Origin of the sequence: Streptomyces sp. HB132 (assembly GCF_016909575.1) — a bacterium.
Lineage (GTDB): Bacteria > Actinomycetota > Actinomycetes > Streptomycetales > Streptomycetaceae > Streptomyces.
On sequence record NZ_JAFBGA010000014.1, the window covers coordinates 127,206 to 149,880 of the forward strand.

Below are 22,675 nucleotides of genomic sequence, written 5' to 3' on the forward strand. Positions count from 1 at the left end.
CACGGTACGCACCGCCCCGGCCGACGCACTCCCCTGTTCACACGACCGAACCGACGGCGACCGCCCACACGGGCCAGAGCGTGAGCAGCACACCGGCCGTCCAGTACGTGCCCCGCGACAGCGCGGCCCGGCGCTGCACCCAGTCGTTGGCCAGCCACCAGATGATCCCGAACACCGCCACCACGGGCACGACGATCACCAGCCACAGCTGCATGCCGTCGTTCTCGGTCGGTTCACGGGAGGTCCAGCCGGCATCCGCGAGCGGCCCGTTCGACAGGTAGTACCAGATCAGGAACATCGGAACGACGCCGGGAACCCCGAGCAGCAGATTCATCCCCGCAGCCGTCAGCCGCCACTTCCACATGCGCCCAGTATCCACACCCCGGTACGGGCGCCGTCAACGCGTGGGTGCCTCGGTCGGGCTGCCGCCCGTGGGCAGCTTCTCGGCGGGACAGGCGGACAGCACCTTGCGCATGGCCTCCCGCTCGGCCGTCGTCACCCAGAGCCCGTACTTGCTCTTCACCGACACCTGCCCCGCAACGTACGTGCATCGGTAGTCCTTGTTGGGAGGCAGCCAGGTCGCGGTGTCCCCGTCCCCCTTGCGGCGGTTGGTGGACGAGTCGGCCGCCACGAGGTTCAGCGGGTCGTTGGCGAACGCCCGCCTCTTGCCCTCACTCCACTGCTGGGCGCCCTTCTGCCAGGCGTCGGAGAGGGCGACGAGATGGTCTATGTCCACCTTGCTGCGTCCGCGTTCGAAGGCGATGCGGGTCCCGGTGTACGGATCGGGGTCCAGCACACCGCTGAGCACCTTGCAGCCGTCGGCGTCCCGGGAGACGTCGTCGAGCTGGTCGGCGAGTATGTCGTCGCGGGTTATCTGCATGCCCTTGTTCCCTGTGAGAGACATGAGTGACAGCCGTGTCCTCTCGTTGTACCTCGCCGTTATCAGTCATACCAAGAGGCACATGAGCGACATGCTCAGACAAGGGGAGGAATCGGCGATGCTGCGCACGGAGAAGGCTGTCTCACCCACCACGGGAGAGGTCACCTGGTTACTCGTCGACGAGGAAACCTACCGGCCTCATCCCGAGGTACGGGAGTTCTCGCTCTACCTGCGGGGCGCCGGACGCTCGCCGCAGACGCAGCGCGCCTACATCCCCCGGATCGGGCGCTTCCTCAACTGGTGCGCCGGACGGGCTACCGACTGGAAAACCGCCGGCCTCGGCGACATGACAAGGTTCAAGTTCCATATCGAGCGAACACCCTCCCGGCAGGGGCAGTTGCCCTCGGGGAGGACCGTCAATGCCGTTCTGACCGCTGTCTGCGAGTTCCTGCGGTTCTGCGCCGTCCAAGGTCATGTGGAGCATGAGGTCGCCGCACGCCTGAGTGAACCGCGCTTCCTGACCTCGCCGCCGAGCGGCTTCGACCCGGGGGAAGGCGGCCAGCACCTCGTGATCAAAGCTCGCGTCCTGAAGGCGCCGGAGATCGAGACAGCACCCGCAATTCTCACCCATCTCCAGGTCAGGGAGGTGATGGAGACAGCCCGCTCAGCCCGGGATCGGCTGCTCCTAACGGTGCTCGTCGAAGGGGGCCTGCGGATCGGCGAGGCTCTCGGCCTGCGACGGGAGGACATGCACCTGTTGCCCGACTCGACGCATCTGGGCTGCCGTACGGGAGGCGCGCATCTCCATGTCCGCCCCAGGCAGGACAACGTGAACGGCGCACGAGCGAAGGCAGGCCGCCATCGGATGGTGCCACTGGCTGAAGTTGCCGTGCACAGGTACCGCGCCCATCTCTCGGAGCGGGAGAACGTGCCCGAAGCCGTCAGCTGCGACTACGTGTTCGTGAACCTCGCCGGGCCGTACGCGGGCAGGCCGATGACGTACTCCAATGCCAAGCAGATCGTCGAGCGGATTGGAAAGCGCTGCGGCTTCCGCGCCCGTCCACACATGATGCGGCACACCGCAGCAACGCGCTGGATTCGCTGCGGAGTCTCACCAGACGTCGTCCAGACGCTGCTGGGCCATGCCTCATCAGCGAGCACCGCTGTCTATCTGCACGCCCAGGACGAGGAGCTCCGAGCTGCCGTCGAGCGTGTCTCGCCGGAGGCGATCCGATGAGGCAGGGGGCCGGCTCGGCTGTCGTCGCGCTGCCACTCCAGGCGGATACGTCCTGGGCTTCGTGGCTCGCGGAACGCCTGGTGCCCGGGTGGCGAGCGTCCGAGTGGGACGAGGGCTCAATGCTATTCACCGCAGTCCCCGGCAACCCCGCGACCAGCGTATTCATCTGCAGGGTGGCGGCGTGCTCCACGCACGTCGCCCATAACGGCGGCCGCTGCAGCGCCTGCATCAGAGCACGCTGGTCGCGGGCGAACCCGTCCGACTTCGACACAACCTACGTACCCGACACCGCACGCCGTCGCCCCAATGTCTCGACCGGGTCCCTCCCTGGAGTTTCCCAGTTCTCGCTCAGCGAAGTCCCCGCGGCCGTACGGCGGGAGATCCAGTACGGGATTCAGCAACGCGACGCCGCGGGGATCAACCTCGTGCCCCAGCGTGTCCGGCGTATGGTCGCCGCTCTCCCCTCCCCATTGCCGACGCTCCTGGATCTGGACGAGTCGTTCGTACGAGAGCTGCCGGCAGAACTCGCGGGGATGCTGAACGGGATCCTCCAACACGTCCGACGTGCGCGCTTGGAGTACGCGGGCACCGATCCGACATCGGGGGATGTCTGGGAATGCTCCCTTGTGGGACTCGCCGCCGGTCCAGGGCGCACGTACACGGCCATGCACGGCGTGATCGACTTCCGTCCGGTCCGCCAGCCATGGCTGCGTGAACTGGTGAAGGACTACGGCCGTGCGGTGCGCCCCAATGTCATCGAGTTCCGGCAAACCGTGTACGCCACGACGCTCGCCTCAGCCGCGCTGACCGATCGCCCCTACGGTGATACACCGGAGAGGCTGTCGATGGCGGACATGAGCGCCGTGGTGGACGCGTTCCGCATCGCCAAGCGTCCGGATAACGGTCGCGACTACTCAACGAGCCACCGGCGGTCGCTGCTGCGCCTATGGCGTGCGTTCCTCGAGTACGCACGACAGGCCGGGATGATGGACCACATTCCCGGCGGCTTCGCGCTGAACCCGAAATTCCACACCATCGCTGCGGTCGAGATCTCCGAGGACGAGATCGGCCGCGCCATCCCGGAACATGTCATCTCACAGCTCGACGCTCACATCGAACTGCTCGGCACATCGACAGCGTACGAAAGCGGTGGCTGGACTGCCGCGGACTTCGCGCGGATGTACCAGGTTGCTTACAAGGTCCTTCGAGACACCGGTCGGCGCCCTGGCGAGGTCACTAGCCTGCGCCGCGACTGTGTGCAGTGGATCGACGGCAAACCGACTCTGATCTACGACAACCACAAGCGACGCCGACACGGCCGCCGCTTGCCCATCACCGAGGCGACGGCCCAGGAGATCGAGTCCTGGCAGAAGGCGCTTCAGCGGTTGCCACCGGTACCTGCATGCGAGCAGTGGTTGTTCCCGTCACCAGGTCAGCGCAACCGGCCCCGGCGTGGTCACCTCACCCCTGCGCAGTTCTGCAACAGGATCTTCCGTGCCTGGGTCGACGAGGTCATTCCCGTGCTCGCTGATGAGCGCCTCGGCGACGACGGTGAGTCTCTCCCCTACGACCGCACCCAGATCGTGCCGTACGGATTCCGGCACGCCTACGCCCAACGCCACGCGGACGCGGGTACTCGCCCCGATGTCCTCCGGGAACTCATGGATCACCGGTCGCTGGACGTCACCATGGGGTACTACAAGGTCTCCCTCAGCCGAAAACAGGAAGCCGTACGGACGGTCGCGGCGCTCGCCGTCGACCGGAACGGGGAATCCCGTGGCTTCAGCGACCCACTGGCCTACGAAGTGGAGAGCGTCGGAGTTCCGTACGGCGGCTGCACCGAACCGAGCAACGTCAAGGCCGGAGGCGGGCACTGCCGCATCCGCTTCCAGTGCGCGGGCTGCGACTTCTACCGGCCCGACCCCTCCTACCTGCCGACCATGGAACAGCAGATCGCGGACCTGCGTGCCGACAAGGAGGCCGCTTTGGCGATGGAAGCCGCGGACTGGGTCGTGCGCAATCTCGACGACCAGATCCGCGCGTACTCGAAGTCGGCCGACGAGATGCGGAGGAAGCTCGAAGCGCTGCCTGCCGAGCAGCGCGCGGTCGTCGAATCCGCCTCGCGCGAGCTGCGCAAGGCCCGCTCCGCAGCAGCCTTCGTCCCCTTGCAGGCACTGACGACGCGGAGCCCAGAATGAAAAGTCCTGCCGCTTCCGGCAGTAATGACCGGAACTCACGGGTCGAGCGCCTGCGCGCCAGCCGTGCCAAGGACAGCGAGGACAAGACCAAGCGCGCGCTCGATGCAGTGAACGGCCTTCTCCGCTCGGGACGACGCATCACCGTCAGCCAGGTGGCGCGGGACGCGGCGGTGTCCACGTGGTTCGTCTACAACCAGCCCCAGGTGCACCAGGCCGTTCAGAACGGCATCACCGCCCAGCAAGGGCAGGTACAGGGCGCCCCCGTTCCAGCGGCGCGACAGGTGTCTCCTGCCGGGCTGCAGACGGACCTCGCCCTGGCGCGTGAAGAAATCAAGGAGCTCAAGAGGGAACGCGACCGTCTCCAGAACCGGGTCCGGCTCTCTCTCGGTGCCGAGTTGGACGAGGTGGACCGAAACGAGCTGGTCGAACGGGTGCAACAGCTGGAACAACGGAACACGGTTCTGAGGCAGGAACTGTCGGAGGCCAGGGACAGGATCCTCGCTCTGGAGGGCCGGCTGCGGGAGACGGAAGACGATCTCACGGCCGCGCGCGCCGGTCTCCGCCGTGCGATGCGAGCCGTGCCGTCTCAGTAACCCGTGCCGAACCACCACACGGCAGACTGTCCGTTCAGAATGGGGGATCGTTGAAGAGCGAGCCGGTCCAGACAGGTGAGACCGGCGCGGAATCGCGCTGCTGAAGGAGTACGCCGGCGTCGTTGACGCGCCCCAGTTCAATGAGATGGCCGGCAAGGTCGCTTCTGTTCGCGGGGACGTGCTGTTCGAGAACGGCGACAGCCTCCTCGATGCGTCCGGCGCCGGCGAGCAGCTCGGCGATGTGCGGCGCAGCGTACGAGGTGCCTCCCTCGGAGTGGGAGCGGGCCTGTGCGACCGCTACGTCGACGCCGGCGCGGGCGGCGATCAGCGGCAACCGTATCCAGTACAGATCCCAGGCCTCCTCGCGCCCACGGGCGGCGGCGAGAGCGTCAAGGAGCGCCAGGCCGTCCTCGGGACGGCCTTGGTCGAGGCACAGGCTGGCCCACGTATGCAGGATCCAGTCGTCCCCGTTATGAGCCTCGGCCAGCTCCCGCAGCACATCGACGGCTTCGCCCCCTCGGCCATGCCGTGCCAGGAGCTCCGCCAGTCGCACCGTGCCGTGGCACCGGAAGTCCTGCGAGCCGCCCGACTGCCGGTACACGGCGATCGCGCCTTCCACGTCATGTCGCTCCTCCAGCACCTCGGCCAAGCGCTGCGCAGCGTGACCGTGGCACTCGGTCACCGCGTACGCGCGAAGTTCCTCGATCCGATCGTGTCTCGCCAGCAAGTCGGCCAGCTGATCCCGGTTGTTGACGGATGTGATGTGCCGGGTGTGCAGCAGGGCGATCGCTTCGTCGACGCTGCCACTGCGTTCGCGGATCGTGGCAAGCAGCCCGATGGCGCTGTCGGGGTCCAGGCCGCTGCAGCACCACGGGCTGTCACACTGGTGCTGGTCGGGGATCCGGGCAGCCAGCAGCGCGGCGACGGCTTCGTCCCGGCCTGTTCCTTCGGCGATGTCGACCAGAGCGGCGGCAAGAAGCGAGTCCTCGATTCCGGCGCTCAGCCGAGTGATCGCCTCGTCCGTATGCCCGTGCCGGGCCAGCAGGCGCGCGAAGAACTCCAGCCGGAGTCCTCCCGTACTCGCATACGGGCGGGACAGCGCGATCGCCTCCTCTGCCCGCCCCCAGCTCTCCAGCAGTTCCGCCTGGGTCTGGGCTGCCGGCCACCAGCCCGTGGCAACGTAGGGAGCGAGCACCTCCAACGCCTGACTTTGCCGACCCTGGTCACCGGTCAGCCGCGCCCATGCCCGCGCGCAGAACCATTCCCCACAACGGGCCTGGACCTCCACCTCGTCATCGTGGCCGAGCTCAAGAAGCCTGGTGACCAGGAACGGAGGGATGCAGCCGGACAATGTCCGGGCCTGACGGTCGAGATCGGCAGCGTCCATGATTGCGCACCTTAACCACCCGGTCCGACAGGAACCCCGCAGCCCACGGGGCCAGGACAGTCATCGGGATGCTGTCAGCCCTGGCACTGCTTCAGCATCGTCGCCCTATCTGCCGTTGTCACCGGGAGCTCGTACTTGTCGGCGACCTGAGCGAACCGCACCACGTAAGAGCACCGAATTCTCTTGTTCGGCGGCAACCAGGACGCAGGCCCCGAGTCACGCTTCGCCGAGTTGGCGCGCCCCTCGACAGGAAGCAGATTGAGCACGTCGTTCGCCAGTTGCTTGCGCTTGCTCTCCGGCCATCGGGCGGCGCCCATCTGCCAGCTGTAGGAGAGAGGAACCACGTGGTCTATCTGCACCTCGGTGGCCTTCGCCTTCTTCCAAGCGATGTCCTTGCCGGTGTACGGGTCATACAGGTCCATCGCAACAACCACGCAGTCGGAACCTGAACGGAACTGCACGTGCCGCCCATGGAGTTTCAACAAGTCGTTCCGCGTGTCACAACCATTTCTCGCCAGCGGAACCCCGTCCGCCGTGTCCATCCACGCATAGCCGAACTCGTCCCTTTCGTAGCCCGTCTTCGGTCCACGACCCTTTGTGGCAAGTCCTTGGATGAGCTTGCGTGCGTTGACCTTGTCCGCTTCCGACGTGAGCGCGGCGAGCCCCGGCTTCGTCCCGTCGGGATTCGTCATCGGGCTCACCGCCTGGCCGGCAGCTGTGTCCGGTCCGGGTCCTGCGGAGCTTCCACCCGGCTCCAGGCCATCACAGCCCGTAAGGAGAGCGGCGGCAACGGCAACCGTAAGGAAGGCCCCCTTCCTACGAGTCGACAAGGTCCTGTGACTCATGTGCCTCTCGCTACGCACAGCCGACCACACCCTGCATACGCTGCGAGAACAGTCCCATCGCAGCGCGAAGCATAGAGATAACGCGGGTGCCGCAGCCGTTGCGGTCGGTGTCGACCCATGCAGATCCGAACTCGTCACGGTCGTAACCGGTCTTCGGGGCCCGGCCCTTGACCGTGAGGCCCTCGGCCGCCTGCAGCGCGCTGCCGCCGGGCGCCGGTGCCGCCTCGGAACGCGTGGGGTCCGGCAGTTCGTCGAGGGAGTCGCACCCGGTCAGGGCCAGAGAACCCGTCAGGGCCACGGTCACCAGGGCGAGGAGGCGGTTTCGGGGGCTCGCTGCGTCGATAGGCTTCACAGCGGACCAGATTAGGCGCAGGTCCGGCACCACGGCACGGGTGTCTCCACCCGTCGCGACCCGGCCGGCCCGTCCCTTCCCGCTCCGGCGTCCCCGCGGCCCCGTCGGCTCACACCTTCCCGATGCCCAGCGTCGTCTCGGACGGGAGCAGCCCCGAGCCGATCACGTCCACCCACAGCGGTCCCAGCAACTCCACGAGCCGGTCCCGCTCCCCGGGACCGAGCGCCCGCCAGGGCTCCGCCGCACTCTCGTCCGTACGTCGTTCCACCTCCGCGCGCAGCGCGCGGCCCGCGAGCGTGGCCGCCCCGTCCTCCTCCAGCAGCCCCCTCGCGGCCAGCCGGGCACGGGCCGACTCCCACTCCTCGCCGCTCCAGCCCCGGCTCGCGAACACCTCCGGTCGGGCGGCGCCGACGGCCGCGAAGGAGACCAGCGACTCCACCGGGTCGAGGCCCGCCGCGACAAGCGCCGCCACATGACCGTCCCCCCGGTGCTCCCGCAGGATCGTCGCCGCGTGCCAGAGCGCCAGGTGCGGCGCCTCGGGCCAGGGCAGGGCGGCAACGGCCCCGGCGAGGGGCCGCCCGGTCACGTCCGCCGCCGACGCCGCCCGCCGGGCCAGCTCCGCGGCCTCGGCCAGCTCGGGGCCGTGCACCCGGTCCCCGAACAGCGCCCGGTACGCCCGGTCCACCGCTTTCGCCCTGGCCCCGAGCACCGCGTCCGGGGAGGCCACGGACCAGACGGCCGGCACGTACGCGTCGATCATCCGAGGGCTGAAGCTGTGAAATGTCCCGGCCACCCGGTCCGCGCCCACCGCCCCGAGCGGCGCGGCACGCCAGGCGAAGTAGCTCGGCCACCGCTCGTCCGTGGCGTATCCCAGCGCGGCGGCCTCCTCGAAGGTCTCCGGCGCGTAGTACACGACGGCGTGCAAGGGCTCCAGCAGGTGCCACATCTGACGCACGCGACCCCATTCGTCGGACATCTCCCGACCTCCCGCTCCCCGGTCAATCTTGTCACTGACTAGATGTTCAGAGTGCGCCACTCCCTCGAACTTGTCAATGACTAGATTCCGCGTACCGTACGCCCTATGACCAGCGAACGCGCCTACCACCACGGTGACCTGCGAAGGGCCCTGCTCACCGCCGCCCTCGACGTCATCACCCAGGACGGCCCGGACACCCTGTCCCTGCGCGACCTGGCACGCCGCGCGGGCGTCTCGCACGCCGCACCGGCCCATCACTTCAAGGACCGCACCGGCCTGCTCACCGCCGTGGCCGCCGAGGGCTACGGCCTGTTCGCCGACGCCCTGGCCGGCGCCCCGGACCTACGGGAGCGCGGCGTCGCCTACGTGCGCTTCGCCGCAGAGCACCCCGCGCACTTCCAGGTCATGTTCCGCCCCGAACTGCACCGCGCCCAGGACGTGGCCCTGCTCGCCGCGAAGGACCGCGCCACCGAAGAACTGCGCGCGGGTGTCGACGGACTCCCCGGCACGGGCGACGACAACGCCAGGACGGCCGGCATCGCGGCCTGGTCCCTCGCCCACGGCTTCGCCACCCTGCTGCTCACCGGCAATCTGGACGGGCCCGTCGACGGCCGGGACCCCGCGGAGTTGTTCCGGTCCGTCGCCGGATTCCTCTCCAGCCCTCCTACGACCCCAGAATCGTCGTGAGGAACTCCCCGGTCCACGACAGGAGTTCGCGCCCCACCACGGGCTTCCCGCCGATCCGGCCGGCCGTCGGCCGAGGCACGAGGATCTGGTGGGCCGCCGGCTTGAAGATCGTCTTCGGATGGAGCCGCTTCAGCCGCAGCTCCTGCGACTCCCGCAGCTCCACGGGCGCGAAGCGGATGTTCGGCCCCTGCAGCACGATCTCGCCCACCCCGCAGGCCCGGGCCAGCATCCGAAGGCCCGCCACCAGCAGGAGGTTCTCCACCGGCTCCGGCAGCTTGCCGTAGCGGTCGGTGAGCTCCTCGCGCACCGCCCGGATGTCCTCCTCCGAGTTCGCGGAGGCGATGGCGCGGTACGCCTGCAGCCGCAGCCGCTCCCCCGGCGCGTAGTCGTGCGGGACGTGCGCGTCGACCGGGAGCTCGATCTTGACCTCCAGCGGCGGCTCCTCCTCGACCCCGCCGTCCACCGCCGCCCGGTAGTCCGCCACCGCCTCGCCGACCATCCGGATGTACAGGTCGAAGCCGACACCGGCGATGTGCCCCGACTGCTCGCCGCCGAGCAGGTTTCCCGCGCCGCGGATCTCCAGGTCCTTCATCGCCACGTACATGCCCGCACCCATCTCGGTGTGCTGGGCGATGGTCGCCAGACGCTCGTGCGCGGTCTCCGTCAGCGGCTTCTCCGGCGGGTACAGGAAGTAGGAGTAACCCCGGTCCCGGCCACGGCCCACACGACCGCGCAGCTGGTGCAGCTGCGAGAGACCGAAGTTATCGCCGCGCTCCACGATCAGCGTGTTGGCGTTGGAGATGTCGATGCCGGACTCGACGATCGTCGTGGAGACCAGCACGTCGAACCTCTTCTCCCAGAAGTCGACGACGACCTGCTCCAGCCGGCTCTCCCCCATCTGCCCGTGCGCCGTCGCGATCCGCGCCTCCGGAACGATCTCGCGCAGCCGCGCCGCGGCCCGGTCGATGGACTCGACCCGGTTGTGGATGTAGAACACCTGGCCCTCACGCAGGAGTTCACGCCGCACCGCCGCGCCGATCTGCTTCTCCTCGTACGGGCCGACGAAGGTGAGGACGGGGTGCCGCTCCTCGGGGGGCGTCGTGATCGTCGACATCTCGCGGATGCCCGTGACGGCCATCTCGAGCGTACGGGGGATGGGCGTCGCCGACATCGTCAGCACGTCCACGTTGGCCCGGAGCTTCTTCAGCTGCTCCTTGTGCTCGACACCGAAGCGCTGCTCCTCGTCGACGATGACCAGGCCCAGGTCCTTGAACTTCGTCTCCGACGAGAACAGCCGGTGCGTGCCGATGACCAGGTCCACGGACCCGTCCTTCAGCCCCTCCAGCGTCGCCTTCGACTCGGTGTCCGACTGGAAGCGGCTCAGCGCCCGGACGTTGACGGGGAACTGCGCGTACCGCTCGGTGAACGTGCCGAAGTGCTGCTGGACCAGGAGCGTCGTGGGCACCAGCACCGCGACCTGCTTGCCGTCCTGGACCGCCTTGAAGGCCGCGCGCACCGCGATCTCCGTCTTGCCGTAACCGACGTCGCCGCAGATCAGCCGGTCCATGGGGACGGACTTCTCCATGTCCTCCTTCACCTCGGCGATCGTGGACAGCTGGTCGGGGGTCTCCGCGTACGGGAAGGCGTCCTCCAGCTCGCGCTGCCACGGGGTGTCCGGGGCGAAGGCGTGGCCGGGCGCGGCCATCCGCGCCGAGTACAGCTTGATCAGGTCGGCGGCGATCTCCTTGACCGCCTTCTTGGCGCGCTGCTTGGTCTTCGTCCAGTCGGCGCCCCCGAGCCGGTGCAGGGTCGGGGCCTCGCCGCCGACGTACTTGGTGACCTGCTCCAGCTGGTCGGTCGGGATGTACAGCCGGTCGCCGGGCTGTCCTCGCTTGGCGGGGGCGTACTCGACCAGGAGGTACTCACGGGTCGCGCCCTGCACCGTGCGCTGCACCATCTCGATGTAGCGGCCCACCCCGTGCTGTTCGTGGACGATGTAGTCGCCCGCCTGGAGGGTCAGCGGATCGACGGACTTACGGCGGCGGGCCGGCATCCGGCCCAGGTCCTTGCTGGCGGTGCGCTGCCCGGTCAGGTCCGTCTCGGTGAGCACGGCCAGCTTCAGCGCCGGGTCGACGAAGCCGTGGTCGATGGCTCCGCACGAGACGTGGACGAGCGACGGTGTGATCTCGGCCAGGTGCTGGTCGAGGCGGGCCGGGATGCCCTCGCCCCCCAGCACCTCGACCGTGCGGGAGGCGGGGCCCTGCCCCTCGGTGACGTACACCGTGCGCCAGCCGTCGGCCAGCCACCCCTTGGTGTCGGCGAGCGCCCGGGCGGTGTCGCCCCGGTAGGCCTCCGGGGCGTGCATCCCGAGCTTGAGGGTGTCCCCGTCCAGTTCCTCGTCGGCGGCGAACGGGGAGGTGGACCACCACATCATGCCCAGCTCACGGGCCCGGTCCCGGACATCGGCGATGCCCCACAGGGAGGCCGCGCCGACGTCGATGGGGGCCACGCCGCCGCCCGCCGTGGCCGCCCAGGACGCCTGGAGGAACTCCTGGCTGGTCGCGACCAGGTCCGCCGCCCGGGTACGCACCCGCTCCGGGTCGCAGACCAGCGCCATCGACCCCTTCGGCAGGACGTCGAGCAGCAGCTCCATCTCGTCCACGAGCACCGGGGCCAGCGACTCCATGCCCTCGACGGCGATCCCCTCGGCGATCTTCCCCAGCAGCTCACCCAGCTCCGGGTGCGCCTCGGCAAGGGCCGCCGCCCGGGTTCGTACGTCCTCGGTGAGCAGCAGCTCGCGGCAGGGCGGGGCCCACAGCCCGTGTTCGGCGACCTCCAGGGACCGCTGGTCGGCGATCTTGAAATAGCGGATCTCCTCGACGTCGTCGCCCCAGAACTCCACCCGGAGGGGGTGTTCCTCGGTCGGCGGGAAGACGTCCAGGATCCCGCCGCGCACGGCGAACTCCCCGCGCTTCTCGACCAGCTCGACGCGGGCGTACGCCGCTGCCGCGAGCGCGTCCACGACCTCGCCCAGATCGGCGGTCCGCCCGCTGCTCAGCGCGACGGGCTCCAGGTCGCCCAGGCCCTTGACCTGCGGCTGGAGCACGGAACGCACAGGTGCGACGACCACGCTGACCGGCCCGGTCTCCGGGTCGTCCTGTCGGGGGTGAGCCAGCCGGCGCAGCACGGCGAGGCGACGGCCCACGGTGTCCGAGCGGGGTGAGAGCCGCTCGTGGGGCAGGGTCTCCCAGGAGGGGAACTCCGCCACGGTGTCGGGGGGCAGCAGGGTGCGCAGCGCGGCGGCCAGGTCCTCGGCCTCGCGGCCGGTCGCGGTGACGGCCAGCACGGTGCGCCCGGCCTCGCGGGCCAGCGCGGCCACCGCGAAGGGGCGTGCGGCGGGCGGGCCGACCAGGTCGACGTGGGCCCGGTGGCCGTCGGATGCGGCCTTCACCGCTTCGGAGAGCGCCGGGTCGGTGACGACGACGTCCAGCAGACCGTGCAGGCTCATGAAGGGTTCCGTCCGGTGGGGCGAGTGAGCAACGCGAAGGACCCGACACGTGGGACGGGCCGGGGTCTCCAGCGTACGACGCCGGTGTGTCACCCGCGCGAGGGAACGCCGTTGTCCGTACGGCGGCAGCGGGGCTAGCCTTAGTCCAGCAGCTAGTCCACCCTTGGTCCGAGCGAGGCGTCATGGAAGCAGCCCGGCAGTACAACGTGCACGAGGCCAAGACACACTTCTCACGCATACTGCAACAGGTCGAGACCGGCGAGGAGGTCGTGATCAGCCGGGCCGGGGAGCCCATCGCGAAGGTCGTGCCCCTTCATCCGAAGGTACGGCGGACCGGTCGTGGATCCCTCCGGGGACGGATCCACATCCCCGACGACTTCGACGAGCTTCCGGACGACATCGCCGACGCCTTCGGGATGCGCTGATGCGCCTCCTGCTCGACACCCACATCGCCCTGTGGTGGCTCGACGACTCCCCTGAGCTCTCCGACGAGCTGAAGGACCTCATCGACACGGAGCCCGCCGTCTACCTCAGTGCCGCGACTCCGTGGGAGATCGCCATCAAGCAGTCGGCCGGAAAGTTGGCTGGTCCCGATGACCTGGCCGAGCGGGTCCGCGACTGCCAGCTGACCAGTCTCGCGGTCACCGCTGGGCACGGCGTCAAGGCGGGCCGCCTCCCCCCGCTCCACCGTGATCCCTTCGACCGCGTCCTCGTCGCCCAGGCCCAGACCGAAGGGCTGACGATCGTCACCCGCGACAAGTGGATCCCCCAGTACGACGTACCGGTCATGCACGCCTGAACCGACAGCCGAACGAACGCGGTCCGGCCCCGGGCGCTCGGAGGAGCGCCCGGGGCCGGACCGGTCAACCTACGTCCGACACCGTCACCCGTCCGTGGCGATCGCGTTGAGGACGTTCATCCGGCCGGCCCGGAAGGCCGGGACCAGTGCGGCGAACAGTCCGACGAAGGCCGAGGCGACGAACACCGTGATGATCGTCGGCCACGGGATCTCCAGGACGCCGAGCCCCTCCAGGGCCAGCAGCTTCTGGGCCGAGGTGCCCCAGCCCATGCCCAGGCCGAGTCCGAGCAGCGCGCCGAACAGGGCGATCACCACGGACTCCAGCCGGATCATGCGACGCAGCTGGCGTCGGGAGAGGCCGATCGCACGCATCAGGCCGATCTCCCGGGTCCGCTCGACGACCGACAGGGCGAGGGTGTTCACCACACCGAGCACCGCCACGACGATCGCCAGGGCGAGCAGCCCGTACACGATGTTCAGCAGCTGACCGACCTGGTCCTTCAGGTCCTCCTTGAAGTCGGCCTGGTTCTGCACCTTGTACTGCGGGTAGGCGGCGAGCTCGCTCTTGAGGGCGGCGTACGCCTCCTTCTCCTTGCCGTCCTGCGCCGAGGCGAACATGATCATGTTCGTGGGCATCCTGTCGGCGGGGACGTAGCGCTCGGCGGTCGTGGTGTTGATGTACATCGCTCCCTGGTCGACGGTCGTGTCGTCCGAGGTGATCGCCGCGACCTCCAGCTTCGCGGTCTCGCCGGCCTTGAACGCGACGGTGATCTCGTCCCCCGCCTCGATCCCGTGCAGCGCGGCGTAGTCCGAGCCGACCGACATGGCGTTCTCGCCGTACGCCTTCGCCAGGTCGCCGGCCACGGTCGTGCGCCGCAGGTCCTGCGGGTAGGTCGGGTCGGCGGCGGTGACGTGCTCGTCGACGGTCGAGCCGTCGGGGTTGGTGAGCTTCGCGGCGAGGACCTTGTAGTCGGTGACGTGCTCGATGCCCGGCACCTTCCTGATGGCCGCCGCGGCCTGCGGCACGATCAGCTGGCCGGTGTTCGACTGGACGATGAAGTCCGTGCCGACCGACTTGTCCAGCTCGTCGGTGGCCGAGGCCACCATGGAGGAGCCGACGACCGAGAGGCACGCCACCAGCGCCAGGCCGATCATCAGGGCGGCACCGGTCGCTCCCGTACGCCGAGGGTTGCGGAGCGCGTTGCGCTCCGCCAGGCGTCCGACGGGGCCGAACAGCCGCAGGACGACGAGGCCGAGGCCCCGCACGACCGCACCGGCGAGCAGCGGGCCGATCACGATGAAGCCGATCAGGGTGAGGACCACGCCGATGCCCAGGTAGAGCGAGCCCTCGCTCGCGTCGTCGACCCGGGTCGTCGCCCACAGACCCGCGGCACCGGCCCCGGTGAGGAACAGACCCAGCACAGCCCGGACCCAGCCGGACCTGGCGTCCGCCGGGGTGCCGGCGTCACGCAGGGCGGCCATCGGGGAGACCTTGCCCGCCCGGCGGGCCGGAACGTACGCGGCGAGGACGGTGACGACGATGCCGAGCGCCAGCCCGATCGCCGGGGTCGTCCAGGCGATCGTGAGGTCCTTGGTGGACAGTTCCATGCCGATGGCGCCCATGAGCTTCATCAGCCCCACGGCGAGGCCGATGCCGGCGGCGACACCCAGGACCGATCCGACGATGCCCAGCAGGACCGCCTCGACGAGCACGGACCGGTTGACCTGCTTGCGGCTGGAGCCGATGGCCCGCATCAGGCCGATCTCCCGGGTGCGCTGGGCGACCAGCATCGAGAAGGTGTTGACGATCAGGAAGATGCCGACGAGGAAGGCGATCCCGGCGAAGCCGAGCATCGCGTACTTCATGACGTCCAGGAAGGAGCCCATCGAGTCCTTGTTCGCGGCGGCGGCCTCCTTCTGCGTCTGCACCTTGTACGCCGCCGAACCGCCCAGGGCCGAGGCGACGTCCTTCTTCAACTCGGCGTCCCCGACACCCGCTTCCGCGGTGACCGAGATGTGTGAGAAGACGTCGGGAGCACCCAGCAGCTTCTGCTGCGCGGTGGTGGTGTCGAGGTAGACGATGGCGGCGCCGGGGTTCGTGACGGTGAACGCCGCGATACCGGTGATCTTCGCCCTGATGTCACCGGTGACGGCGATGGTGCGCACCTCGTCACCGAGCTTCAGGCCGTGCTTCCCGGCCGTGTCCGCGTCGATCATCGCTTCGGTGGGACCGCGCGGGGCGTGGCCGGAGGTGATCTCCATGGACCGCAGGTCGTTCTCGGTCCAGTTGGCCGCGATGGTCGGGGCACCGGTGTCCGAGCCGAGGTTCCTGTCGCGGCCGTCGACGAGCGTGACGGCCATGCTGATGACCGCGCCCTCGGCCTTCCTCACCCCGCCCACACCTGCGACCTCGGCCACGAGCGACGCCGGCAGCGCCTCGGGCCTGCCGTTCTCCGGGACGTCGTCGGTCTCGGCCGTCCTCGGGCTGACCGTGACGTCGGCGGAGGTCGCCGCGAAGAGCTTGTCGAAGGTGGTGTTCATCGTGTCCGTGAAGACGAGCGTGCCGCTCACGAACGCCACCGACAGCAGGACGGCGACGGCGGAGAGCGCCATCCGCCCCTTGTGCGCGAGGAAGTTGCGCATCGAGGTCTTCCACACCGTCATGACGTCCGCCCGCGCGCGTCGAAGTCCTTCATGCGGTCCAGGACCTGCTCGGCCGTCGGGTTCTTCATCTCGTCGACGATGGAACCGTCCGCGAGGTAGAGGACCCGGTCCGCGTAGGAGGCGGCCACCGGGTCGTGGGTGACCATGACGATGGTCTGGCCGAGCTCGTCGACCGACTTGCGGAGGAAGGACAGCACCTCGGCGCCGGCCCGGGAGTCCAGGTTCCCCGTGGGCTCGTCACCGAAGATGATCTCGGGGCGGGCGGCGAGCGCCCGGGCCACCGCGACGCGCTGCTGCTGACCGCCGGAGAGCTGGGTGGGCCGGTGCTTCAGCCGCTCGGAGAGGCCGACGGTCTCCACGACCTGTCGCAGCCATCCCTCGTCGGGTCTGCGGCCCGCGATGTCCATCGGCAGCGTGATGTTCTCGAGGGCGTTGAGCGTCGGGAGGAGGTTGAACGCCTGGAAGATGAAACCGATGCGGTCCCGGCGCAGCTGTGTGAGCTTCTTGTCCTTGAGGCCCGTGATCTCGGTCTCGGCGAGGTGGATCTGCCCCGAGGTCACCGTGTCCAGGCCGGCCAGACAGTGCATCAGGGTCGACTTGCCGGACCCGGACGGACCCATGATCGCCGTGAACTGCCCGCGGACGATGTCCACGTCGACGTGGTCGAGTGCCACGACCCGGGTCTCGCCCGCCCCGTACGCCTTGACGACCTGCCGCGCCCGCGCAGCTACGGCCGTACGCCCTCCAGTGTCCCCGTGCCTGGGAATGGTTACAGCCGTTGTCACGGTTTTTCTCCTATGTCGGTCGATGCGCGGACGTCTCTGTGTACGTTCCGAGTCTCGGATGGGAAGGGGGTCCGGCGCGCTGGTGCCCGGCGCAGTCTTCGAGGGGGGTTTCCCCCACCCCGTTCCCTGTGGCCGGCCGCATCGGCGGTGCGGTAACACGCTATGGAAAGGGACACACCCGTCACGTCCTCCGGCGGGAGGAACGGCCCCCGGGCACAACTCCGTAGCTCCCCCTAAGGGTCCAAGCCCCAAGGGCGAGACCCGAGTAGGGGTCTCACGCCTCGGCCCGCGGTTCCCGCGGGACCGCGGGTGGTGGGACAGTGACCCCCAAGAAATAGATGCATAGGGAAGGGACCCCTGTGGGCGGCACGAACGGCACCGGCGGCATGGACAGCCCCGAAGCGGTGCACGGGGCAACTCCCCCCGTGGCGGCCCCGGACACCGACCGCGCCCGCCGCCCGGTCGCCGCGGCCCTCATGCTCGGCATGGGCCTCGCCGCCATCGACGGGACGATCGTCGCCACCGCCGTCCCCCAGATCGTCGGCGACCTGGGCGGCTTCTCCGTCTTCTCCTGGCTCTTCTCCGGCTACCTGCTCGCCGTGACCGTCACCCTGCCGGTGTACGGGAAACTCTCCGACACCTTCGGCCGCAAGCCCGTCCTGATCGCCGGCATCGTCCTCTTCCTGGCCGGCTCCCTGCTCTGTGCCACCGCCTGGAACATGGCGGCCCTCATCGCCTTCCGCGTCGTCCAGGGCCTGGGCGGCGGCGCTCTCCAGGGCACGGTGCAGACCATCGCCGCCGACCTGTACCCGCTCAGGGAACGGCCCAGGATCCAGGCGAAACTGTCCACCGTCTGGGCCACCTCCGCCGTGGCGGGGCCCGCTGTCGGCGGGCTTCTCGCCGCGTACGCCGACTGGCGCTGGATCTTCCTGATCAACCTGCCGGTCGGTGCCGTCGCCCTCTGGCTGGTGGTCCGTCACCTCCATGAACCCGCCCGGCCGCGCCCCGCCGCCCGCCCCCGCATCGACTGGGCGGGCGCCCTCGCGGTCTTCGCCACCGGCGCGCTCCTGCTGACCGCACTCGTCCAGGGCGGCGTCGCGTGGCCCTGGCTGTCCGTGCCCTCACTCGGACTGCTGGGGGCCGCCGCCGCACTCGCCGGCCTGACCGTCGTGATCGAGCGCCGCGCCGCCGAACCCGTCATCCCCGGCTGGGTCTGGCGGCGCCGCACCATCGCCTCGGTCAACCTCGCCCTCGGTGCGATGGGACTGCTGATGGTCGCGCCGACCGTGTTCCTCCCGACGTACGCCCAGTCGGTCCTCGGACTCGGCCCTATCGCCGCCGGGTTCGTCCTGTCGGTGATGACCCTGAGCTGGCCCGTCGCCGCCGCCCTCTCCGACCGGGTCTACAACCGCATCGGCTTCCGCCGCACCGCCATCATCGGCATGTCGGGGGCCCTGCTGGCCCTGCTCTGCTTCCCCCTGCTGCCCTACCCCGGCGCCGCCTGGCAGCCCGCCCTGCTCATGCTGCTGCTCGGCGCGACGCTCGGCCTCTTCCAGCTCCCGCTGATCATCGGCGTACAGTCGACGGTCGGCTGGACCGAGCGGGGTACGACGACGGCGTCCGTGCTCTTCTGCCGTCAGGTCGGCCAGAGCGTGGGGGCCGCCCTCTTCGGCGCCGTCGCCAACGGGGTGCTCGCCTCCCGGCTGGCCGACGCCCCCGTGCCGGGACTGCCGGGCGACCTGGACGCCGTGTCCCGCGCGCTGGAGGACCCCGCGGCCCTCTCCGCCGCGGCGACGAACCACCTGCGGCGTGCCGTCGACACCGCCACCGACCATGTCTTCACCGGTGCGGCCGTGGCGGCCGGACTGGCCCTGCTGGTCCTGGTCTTCGTCGCCCCGCGCCGCTTCCCGGTGCTGGCCGAGCACGAGGACACCGCCCCGGCCCCCAGAGGCTGAACCGGCCCCTCCCCGCCCGGGCGGTCACGCCTGATCCGGGAGCCGGTCCCAGAAGTGGTCGACGATGTCGTCGAGGTAGCGCCGCCCGTCCTCGCCGGAAGCGGTGCTGCCACCGGCCCGGCTGAGCGTGGCAGCCATGAGCGCCTGGTACTCGTGGTACATGGAGTCCAGCGGGTCGTGCAGCGCCTTGCGCTCCACGGAGATGAGCTTGGCTATCGCGCGGACGTGGGCCTGCCACCGCGTGGTGACGGCCTCGGTGAGCATGCGTGCGAGTTCGTCCTCCAGCCCGGTGACGGCGACGAAGTCACGCGGGGGCAGCCTGAGCACACTGCCGAGTTTCGCGGACTGCCTCTTGTCCCCGCTCCACCGGCCGGCCTCCTCCATGCGGACGTAGGCGTCCAGTGGCACACCGGTGCCGCGGGCGACGTCCTCGGCGGCGACCCCCTGGGCGATGCGGTGCTCGCGCAACGTCCGCGGACGTCCCATCAGTTCTCGGGGATGGCACCACAACGCCCCCGCCAGAGCCGCCAGCTCACCCGCACTGGGCAGAACGGTGCCGCCTTCCCAGGCGGCGACGTGCTCAGGCGTGACGTAGGCCGTTCCGAAGGAGGCCCGCATGCCGTAGGCGACGTGACCGTGGGCCATCCCGAGCTTCTCACGCAGGGCTCGGGCAGCACGCGCATTGAAAGGGAGTGGTGGGTGCACGCACAGAACGTAAGGGGAGTGTGACTGGAAAGCCATGGTCGCTGTCGCCTGCATCACGGTTTGACGCAATAGATCACCGGCGATTCCGTAGGAACCGACAGGCAGATTTCGTCCCGTAACTCGCTTTCCAAACAGGGCACTTGATGGTCACACCTCGGCACGTATGATCCGCTCCCAAGGTGCCGCATGTGTGTTCGCACAACTGCCTGCAAGCCATACCGGGCAGCGGCGGTTCCCCGTCCCCCATCGACCGCAGGCCCAGGAGACGTCGTCATGCACCCCAGCAAGACCAGCCCGGCCGAGATACCACCGACCAGATCCGGTGGCGCGCTCGACAGGTTCTTCCGCATCACCGAACGCGGATCGACCTATGGCCGGGAAGTACGTGGTGGATTCGCCACCTTCTTCACCATGGCGTACATCCTCGTGCTCAACCCGATCATCCTCGGTGGCGCGGAGGACAAGTTCGGCAACCAGCTGGACACCGTCCAACTGGTGACCGCCACCGCCCTGGTGGCCGCGGTGATGACCCTGATCATGGGCGTGGGCGGCAACCTCCCGCTCGCCCTGGCCGCGGGCCTCGGCATCAACGCCGTCGTCGCCTACCAGGTCGCCCCCCTGATGGCCTGGGACGACGCGATGGGCCTCATCGTGCTCGAGGGCCTGCTGATCTGCGCACTGGTGGCGACCGGCCTGCGCGAAGCGATCATGTACGCCATCCCGCAAGCCCTCAAGCAGGCCATCAGCGTCGGCATCGGCCTCTTCATCGCCTTCATCGGCTTCGTCGACGCCGGATTCGTCACCCGCATCCCGGACGCAGCGGGCACCACCGTGCCCGTCCAGCTCGGCACCGGCGCCCTCACCGGCTGGCCCATGCTCGTCTTCTGCCTCGGCGTGATCCTCACGGTCGTGCTGCTCGCCCGCCAGGTCAAGGGCGCCATCCTCATCAGCATCGTCCTGATGACCGTCCTGTCCATCGTCGTCAACCAGCTCGCCGAGGTCAGGTCCTGGGGCCTGACCGCCCCCTCGGTCCCCGACTCCCCCGTCGCCGCACCCGACTTCGGGCTGCTCGGCCAGTTCGACCTGTTCGGCTCGTTCGGGCAGATCAGCGTCCTGACCGTCGTCCTGCTGATCTTCACCCTCATCCTGTCGGACTTCTTCGACACGATGGGCACCGTCGTCGGCGTCACCGCCGAGGCCGGACTCCTCGACGAACGGGGCCAGGTCCCCGGCCTCGGCCGCGTCCTGCTCATCGACGGTGCGGCCGCCGTGGCCGGCGGCGCCGCCTCCTCCTCGTCCGCCACCACCTACATCGAGTCCGCGGCGGGCGTCGGCGAAGGCGCCCGTACCGGCTTCGCCAACCTCATCACCGGTGGCCTGTTCGCCCTGGCCCTCTTCTTCACCCCGGTCCTGACCATCGTGCCGATGCAGGCCGCCTCCCCCGCGCTCGTCGCGGTCGGATTCCTGATGATGACGCAGGTCAAGCACATCGACTGGGACCGCTACGAACTCGCCGTCCCCGCGTTCCTCACCATCGTCGTCATGCCGTTCACCTACTCCATCACCAACGGCATCGGCGCCGGCTTCATCGCCTACGTGATCATCAAGGCGTGCCTGGGCAAGGCCCGGGAAGTCCACTGGCTCCTCTGGGCCACCGCGGTGCTCTTCCTCGTCTACTTCGCGATCGACCCGCTGGAACAGCTCCTCGGGATCAAGTAGCACGAAGACCCGCCGCCGACGCGGTCCCCGGGGTGCGAACCACACCGCTCCGGGGGACCGCCGTCGCGGGCACCACCCGCCGGGGCGCGGTCGCGTCGTGCGCTCCGACTCCACGCCATCGAGCGCGCCCGGACCCCCACGGCTCGCCCCATGGCCGGGCCCCACGGCAGGGGACGCGGCAGACCGCAGCACACCGCACGAAGACCCGCGGGACCCGGTGAGGATCCGCTAAGCGCGGGGCCCGGGCCGCCGACGGCCCGGCACCCGACGTACGCATCGGCCCCGACGCCACACCCCGGGGCCGAGAGCTACTCCACCGGACCCGCCACCTCGCGCCCCGTCAGCGTCGCCAGCGAACTACGCACATGCGCCATGTGCGCCTGCACCTCCTCGCGACCCTCCTCGTGCTCCCGCAGGACACGCTCCGTCTCCCGCACCACACGCTCCTCCGCCGTCCTCGCCCCCGACACCAACTCCGCGGCCCGCGCCTCCGCGTCCTCCTGCCCGTGCCGGGCCGCCTCCTCCGTCTCCGCAAGCTCCCGCCGCGCCCGCGCGAGCAGCGCCTCCCCGCGCGCCGTCAGCTCCGCCTCACGCTCCGCCGCGGCAGCCTCCGCCCCGGCGATCTCCGCGTCCGCCGCCTTGCTCCGCTCGGCATGCTCCTGCTCCTGATGCGCCAGCACCCCCGCCGTACGGCGACGCGTCCCTTCCATCTCCGCCTCCGCGGCCCCACGCACCTCACCCGCATCCTGCCGCGCCTCGGCCACCAGCGCCGCGGCCGCGACCCGCGCCGCCGCCAGCTCCTCCTCCGCACGCGCCTCCGCCGCGGCACGCACCTCCCCCGCCCGCGCACGCGCCGCCTCGCGGGCCTCCCGGCCCGCCGCGTCCGCCGCGTCACCCAGCGACTGAGCCTCCTCCAGCGCCGCACCCCGCGCGGCCTCCGCCTCGGCCTCGGCCAGAGCCAGGATCTGCTGCGCCCGCTCCCCCAGCGACTGATACGTCTGCGGCGCGAGCGAGGCCACCACCTCACCCAGCCGCGCCGACTCCTCCGCCAGCTCCTGGGCCAACCCGGTCAGCCGCGAGAGGCGCTCCAGAGCCCCGTCCCGCTCCGCCGACAGCGAGGCCACCACGCGGTCCACCTGCTCAGGGCGGTAACCACGCCCCCGCGAGCCGACAAAACCGTGCGCGGACACCGGTCCACCACTCATCCCTGAAGCCCTCTTCCCGCTCTCCGACTCCCCGACCATGAAGCAATAAGCCAAGGATGCGGCAATTCGCCCGGAAGTCGGAATCGATCAGTTGCTTTCAGGACGGAAGCGACCCGCATCACAGAACCTGACACAAAAGGCGCCCACCCCCACCAGGGGACGAGCGCCTCTCGCACACAA

General features: G+C 69.7%; 17 protein-coding genes and 2 pseudogenes. 8 read left to right on the forward strand and 11 right to left on the reverse strand.

The features are described from left to right. Positions 1-37 precede the first annotated feature (37 nt). On the reverse strand, positions 38-364 hold the full coding sequence (locus JOC24_RS26135) for a hypothetical protein (RefSeq protein WP_205022846.1): 327 nt from the start codon (positions 362-364) through the stop codon (positions 38-40). A 33-nt stretch (positions 365-397) separates the two neighbouring features. Next, positions 398-871 (reverse strand): annotated as a pseudogene (locus JOC24_RS26140) (HNH endonuclease family protein); the annotation flags it as partial. Positions 872-962: 91 nt separating this feature from the next. On the opposite strand from JOC24_RS26140, the gene JOC24_RS26145 reads away from it, so the two are divergent. The 3 genes from JOC24_RS26145 (at position 963) to JOC24_RS26155 (ending at position 4,908) form a co-directional block, all read left to right on the forward strand. Beyond that, entirely contained in the window at positions 963-2,117 is a 1,155-nt protein-coding gene (locus tag JOC24_RS26145; protein WP_205022847.1) for a tyrosine-type recombinase/integrase, read from the forward strand. A gap of 119 nt (positions 2,118-2,236) precedes the next feature. Next, entirely contained in the window at positions 2,237-4,315 is a 2,079-nt protein-coding gene (locus JOC24_RS26150) for a tyrosine-type recombinase/integrase (RefSeq protein ID WP_205022848.1), read from the forward strand. After that, positions 4,312-4,908 carry a DUF6262 family protein gene (locus JOC24_RS26155; protein WP_205022849.1) on the forward strand — a complete coding sequence of 199 codons (597 nt, stop codon included), beginning with the start codon at positions 4,312-4,314 and terminating at the stop codon, positions 4,906-4,908. Before JOC24_RS26150 ends, JOC24_RS26155 begins: the two co-directional genes overlap by 4 nt. 34 nt (positions 4,909-4,942) lie before the next feature. On the opposite strand, the gene JOC24_RS26160 is transcribed toward JOC24_RS26155, so the two are convergent. The 4 genes and pseudogenes from JOC24_RS26160 to JOC24_RS26175 form a co-directional block, all read right to left on the reverse strand. Further along, the gene (locus JOC24_RS26160) at positions 4,943-6,295 is read right to left on the reverse strand and encodes a tetratricopeptide repeat protein (protein WP_205022850.1); all 1,353 of its coding nucleotides are present in this window, start codon (positions 6,293-6,295) and stop codon (positions 4,943-4,945) included. 74 nt (positions 6,296-6,369) lie between these two features. Continuing rightward, complete coding sequence (locus tag JOC24_RS26165; protein ID WP_205022851.1) at positions 6,370-7,140, reverse strand: HNH endonuclease family protein; 771 nt, start codon at positions 7,138-7,140, stop codon at positions 6,370-6,372. 82 nt (positions 7,141-7,222) lie between these two features. Next, positions 7,223-7,438, reverse strand: a pseudogene (locus JOC24_RS26170) (hypothetical protein); the annotation flags it as partial. Between the two features lie 163 nt (positions 7,439-7,601). Further along, complete coding sequence (locus tag JOC24_RS26175) at positions 7,602-8,468, reverse strand: SCO6745 family protein (RefSeq protein ID WP_205022852.1); 867 nt, start codon at positions 8,466-8,468, stop codon at positions 7,602-7,604. Between the two features lie 105 nt (positions 8,469-8,573). Between JOC24_RS26175 and JOC24_RS26180 the strand changes: the two genes are divergently transcribed. After that, positions 8,574-9,155 (forward strand): TetR/AcrR family transcriptional regulator, encoded by a 582-nt coding sequence (locus JOC24_RS26180; RefSeq protein ID WP_205022853.1) that lies wholly within the window; start codon positions 8,574-8,576, stop codon positions 9,153-9,155. Here the strand turns inward: JOC24_RS26180 and mfd are convergent. Beyond that, positions 9,133-12,663 (reverse strand): transcription-repair coupling factor, encoded by a 3,531-nt coding sequence (gene mfd / locus JOC24_RS26185; protein ID WP_205022854.1) that lies wholly within the window; start codon positions 12,661-12,663, stop codon positions 9,133-9,135. The genes JOC24_RS26180 and mfd overlap by 23 nt on opposite strands. 182 nt (positions 12,664-12,845) lie before the next feature. Between mfd and JOC24_RS26190 the strand changes: the two genes are divergently transcribed. Both JOC24_RS26190 and JOC24_RS26195 read left to right on the forward strand, forming a co-directional pair. Then, positions 12,846-13,088: a type II toxin-antitoxin system Phd/YefM family antitoxin gene (locus JOC24_RS26190; RefSeq protein WP_205022855.1), complete on the forward strand. Its 243-nt coding sequence runs from the start codon at positions 12,846-12,848 to the stop codon at positions 13,086-13,088. Beyond that, the gene (locus JOC24_RS26195; RefSeq protein WP_205022856.1) at positions 13,088-13,462 is read left to right on the forward strand and encodes a type II toxin-antitoxin system VapC family toxin; all 375 of its coding nucleotides are present in this window, start codon (positions 13,088-13,090) and stop codon (positions 13,460-13,462) included. The genes JOC24_RS26190 and JOC24_RS26195 overlap by 1 nt, the downstream gene beginning before the upstream one ends. A gap of 84 nt (positions 13,463-13,546) precedes the next feature. Here JOC24_RS26195 and JOC24_RS26200 read toward each other — a convergent pair whose 3' ends face one another. Together JOC24_RS26200 and JOC24_RS26205 are read right to left on the reverse strand one after the other, a co-directional pair. After that, positions 13,547-16,126, reverse strand: coding sequence for an ABC transporter permease (locus JOC24_RS26200; protein ID WP_205022857.1), 2,580 nt, complete (start codon positions 16,124-16,126; stop codon positions 13,547-13,549). After that, positions 16,123-16,911 carry an ABC transporter ATP-binding protein gene (locus JOC24_RS26205; protein WP_205022858.1) on the reverse strand — a complete coding sequence of 263 codons (789 nt, stop codon included), beginning with the start codon at positions 16,909-16,911 and terminating at the stop codon, positions 16,123-16,125. Before JOC24_RS26205 ends, JOC24_RS26200 begins: the two co-directional genes overlap by 4 nt. Positions 16,912-17,249: 338 nt before the next feature. Here JOC24_RS26205 and JOC24_RS26210 point away from each other — a divergent pair, with 338 nt between their 5' ends. Next, positions 17,250-18,866 (forward strand): MFS transporter, encoded by a 1,617-nt coding sequence (locus tag JOC24_RS26210; protein ID WP_205022859.1) that lies wholly within the window; start codon positions 17,250-17,252, stop codon positions 18,864-18,866. Between the two features lie 24 nt (positions 18,867-18,890). On the opposite strand, the gene JOC24_RS26215 is transcribed toward JOC24_RS26210, so the two are convergent. After that, a complete protein-coding gene (locus tag JOC24_RS26215) occupies positions 18,891-19,511 on the reverse strand; it encodes an XRE family transcriptional regulator (protein WP_205022860.1) in 621 nt (206 codons plus the stop codon). 333 nt (positions 19,512-19,844) lie between these two features. Between JOC24_RS26215 and JOC24_RS26220 the strand changes: the two genes are divergently transcribed. Further along, positions 19,845-21,290, forward strand: a complete 1,446-nt coding sequence (locus JOC24_RS26220; protein ID WP_205022861.1) for an NCS2 family permease — start codon at positions 19,845-19,847, stop codon at positions 21,288-21,290. A gap of 308 nt (positions 21,291-21,598) precedes the next feature. Here JOC24_RS26220 and JOC24_RS26225 read toward each other — a convergent pair whose 3' ends face one another. Then, positions 21,599-22,495 (reverse strand): cellulose-binding protein, encoded by an 897-nt coding sequence (locus JOC24_RS26225; RefSeq protein ID WP_205022862.1) that lies wholly within the window; start codon positions 22,493-22,495, stop codon positions 21,599-21,601. Positions 22,496-22,675: the final 180 nt, after the last annotated feature.